The following is an 8450-nucleotide window of genomic DNA, read 5'->3' on the forward strand; positions in this document are numbered from 1 at the left end:
ATGATTTCAGGGAGGGAAAGTGTATGAGAACATTATGGGAGATAGTAAATAAGCATTTTGACAGTGAATCGGCGGCTGCGGCGTTTCTTACAATTAACATTATCTGCTGGACGGCAGGCACACTTGCCGCGGGGCTTTTGTTCTGCCTGATCACAGGCACTCCGGCAGCGCTTTGCATTACAAAGCTGATGTGTGCCGCCATCTATGCAGGAATTATCGTCGGATTGCTTGGCGGGATTTTATTCCTCTACCGCAGAAGAACACAGTAGCTTTACTGCGGAGCTGGTGCCGATGCGGCTGCAGCCGGCTTCTACAAAGGCTTCCAGGTCTTCGAGTGTACGGATGCCTCCGGCGGCCTTGATCTTTACAGAAGGGCCAATGTGCTCTTTAAACAATAAAATATCTTCCATCACGGCGCCTCCGGTGCCAAAACCGGTGGAAGTTTTGATATAGTCTGCTCCGGCTTTTGTGACGATTTCACAGAGCCGGATTTTTTCTGCCTCTGTAAGATAGCAGGTTTCGATGATAACCTTTAAGATCTGTTCGGTTGAAATTTTGCGGATGGCAAGAATCTCTTCGTATACTCTTTTAAAATCACCGTTTTTGACGTCTCCGATATTGATCACCATGTCAAGCTCCGATGCTCCGTCGTTGATAGCGCTTTCGGCTTCCCTAAGCTTGCTCTCGGTTGTGCTGTATCCCAGAGGAAAACCGATGACTGTACAGATGTTCAGGGAAGGGCCAAAGGTATTGTGAGCCCTTGCCACATAGGAAGGCGGGATGCATACGGAAGCGGTGTGGAAGGCAAGAGCCTCCTGGCAGAGTGCCGTAATATCTTCCCAGGTACAATAGGCCTTCAGCTGAGTATGGTCAATATAGGGAAAAAGTTCAGATGGATTCATATAGTTACCCCCTTTTAGAAGTCGTGGATTTTCTGTGTTATATCACAGATTTTGTAAAAAGTCAATAAAAGTGGTTGACAAGAAATGGTTATATGGTATAATACCATTAAAGATAGAAAAGTGGGGGAGATTTTATGGTATTGAAGATCTTTCAAAAAGGCTTTAATTATTCTCAGGACGGCCAGGGAAACCGCCTGGTCTATCATCTTCAGGGGTGCAATATGAAGTGCAGATGGTGTGCCAATCCGGAAGGGATGCCTGCCGGAGGAGCCATGATAAGAGAGAAGGATAAGTCTCCCAGACTTTCTTATAAAGAGTATCCTATTGATGAAGTCTTTGAAGAGATCCTAAGCTGCAAGCCGATGTTTTTTGACGGCGGAGGGGTTACCTTCAGCGGAGGCGAGGCGACCATGCAGTTCGGGGCGTTAAAAGAGCTTTTAAAAAGGCTTAAGGAGGCCGGGATCCACACGGCGATCGAGACGAATGGGACGCATGCAAGGCTGGAAGAGCTGTTCCCCTATGTGGACCAGCTGATCATGGACTGTAAGCACTGGGATGAAGAAAAGCATCTGCAATATACAGGCGTCCCTTTTTCCCTGGTGTATGAAAATCTGAAAAAGGCGGCCAGGGAGCATCCAAGGCTGGATATCCGTACACCGCTGATCGGGGGTGTGAATGACAGCCCGGAGGATGTGGAGCATTTCCTTGACCTTTTTGAAGAACTGAAGGGGCCCAATGTGACTTTTGAACTTCTGAAATACCATGAGTTCGGGAAGAAGAAGTGGGAAGAATGTGGATGGGACTACGAGATGACAGAAAAAGCCCATGTGACGGTGGAACAGATCAAAGATTTTAAAGAGAAGATCGAAAAGCGAGGGCTTCAGTATAGAAAAAGCTAAATACATATCGGAAACATAGATGTGAAAGGAGAGTAAGGAGTATGGAAATCAAGGCAGTATTGAATGCACAGAAGATCACAGAGCTTGCCAAGGAACGCTTCAAAGAAGAGCGGAGCCTGAACCACCTGGAAGGCTGGTTTCTGGCAAAAGAGATCCAGCGGGAATGTGACGAAAAATTCAAAGATGATCCGGACTGTATCCGGATCGCAAAGACACAGGTTGAGGTGATGAGAAGGATTCCGCTCTCCATCGGGGATTACCACGTGTTTGCAGGGACTCAGGATGACTCCTTTGCCCGTTCATATGCACTGATCAATCCGGCGTTTACCGTAGATTCCTTCAGCGGCTACTGCGACCCGGTGGCAGTATTCGGAGATATTGATCCCATCGGAGATATCACACAGGAGCGGATCGACGACCTGAAGGAATATAACAATCACACCAAATTTGCAGACGCACTGCGCCATGCCTATGATCTGGCGGGAGACGACACCAGCGAGGCGATCTACTTTATCGAGCAGGTGACCGGACATCTGATTCCGGATGTGCGTCCGATGCTGGCGGGCGGAACGGAAAGCATCCGCGCGCAGATCGAGAAGAACCAGGCGGCCTGCGGGGGTGACAGGAAAGATTATTTCGAGGCGATGAAGATTTCCCTGGATGCCCTGGAGGTGCTGGCGGACCGGTATGCGGCCCTGGCGGAAGAAAAGGAAGCGGCTGCATCGGGGGAAGCAAAGGAGCGATACCATCTGATGAAGGATACCTTAAAGAAAGTGCCTCGCCACGGGGCGGATGATCTGTTTGAGGCGATCCAGTCCTTCATCCTGATCTGGCAGACCATGTGTCTGGAGCAGACGCCGAATCCGTTTGCTTTTTCTGTGGGAAATGCAGACCGGATCTTTGAGCCTTACCGTGCAAAGACCAATATGAGCAGGGAAGTGGCGGCGTCTTTGTTTAAGCACCTGCTGGTGTTCTTCAATGTGGCAGACAGAAGCTGGGCAATCTCTCAGAATCTGATCATCGGGGGAAAATCAAACGAAGGCGAGGATCTGACGAACCCGACATCCTATGCACTTCTGGATGCATATTATGACATGAACCTTCCACAGCCGATCCTGTCTGTGAAGTTACATAAAAATACGCCCAAGGAGCTGTATGAGAGCCTGGGGCGGTTCTTCTTTACACCGGGATGCCTGACCCCGTCATTATTTAATGACGACAGTCTCTTCCCGATTCTTGAAGCTCACGGCGTAGATCACGAGGACCTCCAGGATTATTCCGTGGCAGGCTGCCAGGAGCCTCTGATCATGGGAAAAGACAATGGCAACACCACCAATAGCTGGCTGAACTTAGGAAAGATCCTGGAGCTTTGCATCAGCGGAGGCGTTTCCACGATCACCGGAAAGAAGCTTGGAAAGACGGACGAAGAGAACGGCTGTAAGAATAAACTGGAGGTGCTTCAGAATATCCGCAGGATCTTCTATCAGAATGTAGACGAATATGCTGACAGAATGACAAAAGCTGCCAATGCGGCGTCAGAGGCGATCGGACTTCTGCAGGTACCCTTCCTGTCCACGATGATGGGCGGAGTAGAATCCGGGATCGATACCAGAGACACGAAGAGACAGGGAACCAAATACAACGGAAGCGGCTGCCTGATCCACGGATTGTCTGTAGTAGCGGATTCCTTCATTGCCATCGACACGCTGCTGAAGGAGCGTCCGCAGGATGCAGACAGGCTGGTGGAAGCCCTTCGGACCAACTTTGAAAATGATCCCCAGATGCATGAGTATCTGATGAACTGCAAGAAGTTTGGAAATAACGAGACGGAGGTAGACCGGGAAGCTCAGGAGGTTGCAAATAAAGTGGCGGATATCGTGGCTTCCAAGAAAAATTATCTGGGCAATCCTTTCCGGAGTGATTTCTCCACACCGTCCACGCACCTGCTTTACGGCTACTGGGTAGGAGCCACACCAGACGGAAGAAAGTCAAGAGATATGCTGGGCTACGGCGTGGACCCGCTGTACGGAGAGGCGCACTCAGGTCTTGGATTCCGGGTGCTGTCCGGAATGAAGCTTCCCTATGAAAAGATGAACGGCGGATATGCGTCCCACTTCGGGATCAACCCGAATTATTTCCGGTCTGAGACATTTGAAGGAAAAGGACTGGAGTTCCGGGATAAGATCATGAATCCATTGTTCTACAATCCGGAGAATCCGAATATCCAGCCGTTTTACCTCTATGTAAATGTGACGACGCCGGATATGCTCCGGAAGGTACTGAAGGAGCCAAAGAAATATGCTCCAAGTGGAGTTTACATTATGAGGATCCACGGAACCTTTGTGAATTTCCTGGATCTGTCTCCGGCCATCCAGGAGGATATCATTACCCGGCTGGATATGGAATCTACAAGCTTATAATCTTTTTTACGTACATCTGACAGAGCGGATGTCTGCCTTTTTTGCAGGAAGGGGCGGGCCTCCGCTCTCCCCATTTTGAAGTAAACGTTGAATTTGCCCGGGTTTTAGTGTATGATGAACGTTGAAATGAAGAAGAAGACCGGGGTGTGATATGAAGCAGGATTTTTATCAGAAACTGAGAGGAATATTATCAGAAGAAAAAATCAGAAGGGATGAGCCGATGAAGACCCATACTACCTTTCGTGTGGGAGGTCCGGCGGATTATTTTGTTATGCCGGAGACGGCGGAAGAGGTTCAGAGAGTGACGGAGCTTTGCCGGATGGAAGAGGTGCCCTGTTACGTGATCGGAAACGGGAGCAACCTTCTGGTGTCGGATGACGGATATCGGGGAGTGATCCTGCAGATATACCGTTCTATGAGTGGAATCAGCGTGCAGGGAAACATCATCCGTGCGCAGGCTGGTGCGTTGCTTTCTGCCATTGCAGCGAAGGCCTGTGAGAACAGTCTGACGGGATTTGAATTCGCTGCGGGGATCCCGGGAACCATCGGAGGAGCCAGTGTGATGAATGCCGGAGCCTACGGCGGGGAAATGAAGGATGTTTTAAAAAGTGTCACAGTGCTGGACAGTGCCGGACAGATCCGGAGAATAGATAGGGAGAACCTTGAAATGGGCTACCGCACCAGTATCATTTCCAGAGAGGGTTATATTACACTGGAAGCTGAGATTGAGCTTAGCGCAGGCAATCCGGAAGAGATCAAGGCCCGGATGGATGATCTTAGGACCAGACGTGTTACAAAACAGCCGTTGGAGTATCCAAGTGCCGGGAGTACCTTTAAGCGTCCGGAAGGATATTTCGCCGGGAAGCTGATCCAGGATGCCGGACTTGCCGGTTTTCAGGTGGGCGGTGCAAAAGTTTCTGAGAAGCACTGTGGTTTTGTTATCAACACAGGAAATGCAACAGCGGCAGATATCCATAGCCTGATGCGGCAGGTATCTGCAAAGGTGGAAGAAAAGTTTGGCGTAGCGCTGGAACCGGAAGTGAAGAGACTGGGAGTGTTCTGAAGATGAGACTGGTGATCGTAACAGGAATGTCAGGAGCGGGAAAAAGTACCGCCCTTAAAATGCTGGAGGATGTGGGATATTTTTGTGTGGACAATCTGCCGGTGCCGTTGATCCCGAAGATCGCGGATTTGTGGAAGGCCTCAGGGGCCGAGATCAGTAAGGCGGCGCTGGGAGTGGATATAAGAAGCGGCCAGAGTTTCCAGGAGCTTCACAAGGTGCTGGATGAGTTGGACGAGGCGAAGCTCCGTTACGAGATTTTATATCTGGAATCAGGCGATGATGTGCTGATCAAGCGTTACAAGGAGACGAGAAGGTTTCATCCGCTGGCAGGAAGCCAGGGACGCATTGAGGACGGTATCCGGGAGGAGAGGAAACGTCTTGAGTTTTTGAAGGAGCGGGCGGATTATCTGATCGACACGACCCATATGCTGACAAGAGAGCTGAAGGCGGAACTGAATAAAATCTTTGTGGAAAACAAAGAATATAAAAATCTGTATATCTCTGTGATGTCGTTTGGATTTAAATATGGGATCCCGGCGGATGCGGACCTGGTCTTTGATGTGCGGTTCTTGCCTAATCCCTATTATATTGAAGACTTGCGGCCGAAGACCGGAAAGGATAAAGAGGTCCGGGATTATGTAATGAGCAGTGACGCGGCTGTGGTTTTCCTTGAAAAGCTGGTGGATATGGTAGAGTTTCTGATCCCCAATTACGTGCAGGAGGGGAAAACGCAGCTGGTGATCGCCGTTGGATGCACAGGAGGAAAGCATCGTTCCGTGACACTGGCGTCGGCTCTCTATGAGGCATTGGGCAAAAATGATAACTACGGGATCAGGATCGAACATCGGGATATTGGCAAGGATGCGATTACAAAGGCAAGGTAGTGATGAGGAATGTCATTTTCGGGAAATATAAAAGAAGAGCTGGCAGGACACCACGCAAAAGCCAGGCATTGTAACCTTGCGGAACTTTCTGCGCTGGTAGAAATGGCGGGGGCTTTTCGGGAGACAGAAAGCGGAGTCTGCCGTCTTGCGATCCATACAGAAAATCTGAGAGTCGCAAGAAAGGGCTTTACATTATTGCAAAAAACATTTAATATAAGAACGGATATCGTCGTTCGCAGGAATACGGTAAAAGGCAGCAGCAGTTATCATATTTACGCCAGAGGAGAAGAGCTTTTGGCTGTCAGGCAGGCAATCGTGCAGGCTGTGTGCTGTAAGCGCGCATACATCCGGGGGGCATTTCTTGCTTCCGGTTCTATGAGTGATCCCAGCAAGTCTTATCACTTTGAGATTGTCTGTGAAAAAGAAAGACAGGCAGAGCATCTGAAGGAAATGATCAACAGCTTTGGGCTGGATGCGAAGATCGTGAAGAGAAAGAAAGCGTATGTGGTCTATCTGAAGGAAGGGGAACAGATCGTAGATATCCTGAACGTGATGGAGGCGCACAAAGCTTTAATGGAGCTGGAAAATGTGCGTATCCTGAAGGAAATGCGCAATTCTGTGAACCGGAAGGTAAACTGTGAGACTGCGAATATCAACAAAACCGTTTCTGCCGCGGTAAAGCAGAAAGAGGATATCATTTACATCAGAGATACCGTAGGTTTTGAGAAGCTGCCGGAGGGATTGAAGGAAGTCGCACTTGCACGGCTTCAGTATCCGGAGGCACCGCTTAAGGAGCTGGGGAAGCTGCTTTTGCACCCAGTGGGAAAATCCGGAGTGAATCACAGACTCAGAAAACTGAGTGAGATGGCAGAGAAGTTAAGGGAACAGTAAGGAGGAGCAAGTAGATATGATTAGAAGACCAGTGATTATTCAGAAGGATATGGATAAGGAAGATCATCCAATCGCGCTTTTGGTCCAGGAAGCCAGCCAGTATGACAGTCAGGTCTACATTGAGATCGAGAATAAGAAGATCAATGCGAAAAGCCTCATTGGAATGATGAGCCTGAAGCTGAAAAAAGGACTGAACATCATAGTGGTAAGTAATGGCAGTGATGAAGAAGCGGCGGCGTCCGGTGTTGAAAAATTTCTGGCTGCTCAGAGTTAACAGTATCTGTATCCATACATAAGCACAGGGGAAGGGCATGATATATGCCCTTCTTTTGTCACGGAAGATATATAAAACAGGAGGAGGGAATCGACGTGAAGCGTCTGTTGTTTATATATAATCCCCATGCAGGAAAGGAGCTTTTAAAGCCAAAGCTTTCGGATATCGTGGATATTTTTGTAAAAGCAGGCTATGAGGTAGTCATCTATCCGACACAGGCCTATCAGGATGCCTATAAAAAGGTGCGCAGATATCCTGCCGGAGAATATGATCTGGTAGTGTGCAGCGGCGGGGACGGAACCATTGACGAAGTGGTGACCGGGATGATGAAACGTCAGGAGAAAAATCCTATTGGCTATATCCCTACCGGGACGACCAATGACTTTGCCAATAGCCTCCATATTCCCAGAAATCTGCTGGGTGCGGCTGACAATGCGGTAAACGGGGTGGTTTTTCCATGTGACGTGGGAAAATTCAATGATGGGACGTTTGTGTATATTGCAGCGTTCGGCCTTTTTACAGATGTATCCTATGAAACCAAGCAGGGAATGAAGAACGTGCTGGGCCACCTGGCCTATGTGCTGGAGGGAACAAAGAGACTGTTTAATGTGCCTTCCTATCGTATCCGCGTGACACATGACGACGAGGTGATTGAGGATGAATTTATATATGGAATGGTGACCAATTCCCGCTCAGTAGGAGGATTCCGCAATATGGTCGGCAAGCAGGTGGTCTTTGATGATGGTTTGTTTGAGGTGACCCTGATAAAAACGCCGAAGAATCCGATTGCGCTGCAGGAGATCATAGCGGCTCTTCTGATCGAGCAGGTGGACACCAAGCATATGTACTCTTTTAAGACCGGAAAGATCGAGTTTGAATCTCTGGAAGAGATTTCCTGGACTTTGGACGGAGAATATGGCGGAAGCCATGATAAAGTGGTGGTGGAAAATCTGAATAAGCAGCTTCAGATCATGGTGCCGGAGGAGCATGTCAGGGAGCTGACTGCAGAGCCGGAAGCTTTCGCAATTGAAAAGAAAGAAGAAGCGAGCGGAAATCCGGATGAGGAGAACCCGGGAAACGAACAGTAAAATAAAAAGCTGAAGTGAAAAGTTTATTT

At 48.9% G+C, this 8450-nt stretch carries 9 protein-coding genes; 8 read left to right on the forward strand and 1 reads right to left on the reverse strand.

Annotated elements, in window-relative coordinates:
- Positions 1 to 23: 23 nt before the first annotated feature.
- Entirely contained in the window at positions 24 to 269 is a 246-nt protein-coding gene (locus BKD12_RS06690; protein WP_070088524.1) for a hypothetical protein, read from the forward strand.
- Here BKD12_RS06690 and deoC read toward each other — a convergent pair.
- Complete coding sequence (deoC, locus tag BKD12_RS06695; RefSeq protein WP_070088525.1) at positions 240 to 902, reverse strand: deoxyribose-phosphate aldolase; 663 nt, start codon at positions 900 to 902, stop codon at positions 240 to 242. The genes BKD12_RS06690 and deoC overlap by 30 nt on opposite strands.
- A gap of 134 nt (positions 903 to 1036) precedes the next feature.
- Between deoC and BKD12_RS06700 the strand changes: the two genes are divergently transcribed.
- The 7 genes from BKD12_RS06700 (at position 1037) to BKD12_RS06730 (ending at position 8421) form a co-directional block, all read left to right on the forward strand.
- The gene (locus tag BKD12_RS06700) at positions 1037 to 1801 is read left to right on the forward strand and encodes a radical SAM protein (RefSeq protein WP_242872728.1); all 765 of its coding nucleotides are present in this window, start codon (positions 1037 to 1039) and stop codon (positions 1799 to 1801) included.
- Between the two features lie 41 nt (positions 1802 to 1842).
- The gene (locus tag BKD12_RS06705) at positions 1843 to 4221 is read left to right on the forward strand and encodes a pyruvate formate lyase family protein (protein ID WP_070088526.1); all 2379 of its coding nucleotides are present in this window, start codon (positions 1843 to 1845) and stop codon (positions 4219 to 4221) included.
- Between the two features lie 151 nt (positions 4222 to 4372).
- Entirely contained in the window at positions 4373 to 5284 is a 912-nt protein-coding gene (gene murB, locus BKD12_RS06710; protein ID WP_070088527.1) for a UDP-N-acetylmuramate dehydrogenase, read from the forward strand.
- Positions 5285 to 5286: 2 nt separating this feature from the next.
- On the forward strand, positions 5287 to 6168 hold the full coding sequence (gene rapZ, locus BKD12_RS06715; RefSeq protein WP_070088528.1) for an RNase adapter RapZ: 882 nt from the start codon (positions 5287 to 5289) through the stop codon (positions 6166 to 6168).
- Between the two features lie 9 nt (positions 6169 to 6177).
- Entirely contained in the window at positions 6178 to 7059 is an 882-nt protein-coding gene (gene whiA / locus BKD12_RS06720) for a DNA-binding protein WhiA (RefSeq protein ID WP_070088529.1), read from the forward strand.
- Positions 7060 to 7075: 16 nt separating this feature from the next.
- Positions 7076 to 7333 (forward strand): HPr family phosphocarrier protein, encoded by a 258-nt coding sequence (locus BKD12_RS06725; RefSeq protein ID WP_070088530.1) that lies wholly within the window; start codon positions 7076 to 7078, stop codon positions 7331 to 7333.
- Between the two features lie 95 nt (positions 7334 to 7428).
- A complete protein-coding gene (locus BKD12_RS06730) occupies positions 7429 to 8421 on the forward strand; it encodes a diacylglycerol/lipid kinase family protein (protein WP_070088558.1) in 993 nt (330 codons plus the stop codon).
- Positions 8422 to 8450: the final 29 nt, after the last annotated feature.

The sequence above is a fragment of the Merdimonas faecis genome (assembly GCF_001754075.1).
Lineage (GTDB): Bacteria > Bacillota > Clostridia > Lachnospirales > Lachnospiraceae > Merdimonas > Merdimonas faecis.